The organism is Arthrobacter sp. GCM10027362 (genome assembly GCF_042679445.1).
GTDB lineage: Bacteria > Actinomycetota > Actinomycetes > Actinomycetales > Micrococcaceae > Crystallibacter.
Genome location: NZ_JBHTML010000428.1, coordinates 1 through 700, shown reverse-complemented (window position 1 = coordinate 700; position 700 = coordinate 1). Strand labels below are relative to the sequence as shown.

Genomic DNA, 700 nt, shown 5'->3' with positions numbered 1-700 from the left:
GGGCCGCGGCCGAGGACGGGTTCACCGGCAACGCCGCGGACTGGGGCGGCGGCTGGGGTGCCGCCCCGCCGGCACCGATAGAGCCGGAACGCCCGGTATGGGGTCCGGCAACAGCTGTCCGGCCGCCGGCACCCCAGGCATCCCCGCAGCCGGCACCCCAGCAGCCGGCACCCCAGCCGTCCCCGCAGCAACCGGCACCCCAGGCGTCGCCCCAGCCGTCCCCGCAGCCGGCACCCCAGGAGGCGGCCCGGCAGGCGGCCGCGCCGGTTCCGGCCGCGTCCGGCCAGATCGAAATGATCCGCCGGGCCTGGCCGGAGATCCTCGACGAGCTCAGCAGCATCCGACGCGTGACCTGGATGAACGTGAGTGCCAACGCGTCGCCGGCAGGCTTCGACGGCGCCGTCCTGGCCCTGGGCTTCAAGAACCAGGGCTCGGCCACCAACTTCGAGCGCGGCGACCATGCGGAGAACCTGCGCCGGGCCATCCACAAGGTGCTCGGCGTGGACTGCCAGATCCGCACCGTGGACGGCTCCTCCATGGCAGCGGGTGAGTCGGGCCCAAAAGCACCAATTAGCCGGCCGGAGCCGGCAGGGACACCTGAACGGCAGCAACCGGCGCGCCCCGGCGCCCCAACATCCGCGCCCGCCCCGGAGAAGCCCGCGCCGGTGGCTGCCGCCCAGCCCCCTGCGCAGCAATCCGG

At 74.9% G+C, this 700-nt stretch carries 1 protein-coding gene and 1 pseudogene; one reads left to right on the top strand and one right to left on the bottom strand.

Annotated elements, in window-relative coordinates; genetic code table 11:
* A partial coding sequence (locus ACFQ36_RS23165) for a hypothetical protein (protein ID WP_377017968.1) occupies nucleotides 1-373 on the bottom strand: 373 nt, incomplete at its 3' end.
* Here ACFQ36_RS23165 and ACFQ36_RS23160 point away from each other — a divergent pair.
* Nucleotides 363-700, top strand: a pseudogene (locus ACFQ36_RS23160) (DNA polymerase III subunit gamma and tau); the annotation flags it as partial. The gene ACFQ36_RS23165 and the pseudogene ACFQ36_RS23160 sit on opposite strands and share 11 nt — an antisense overlap.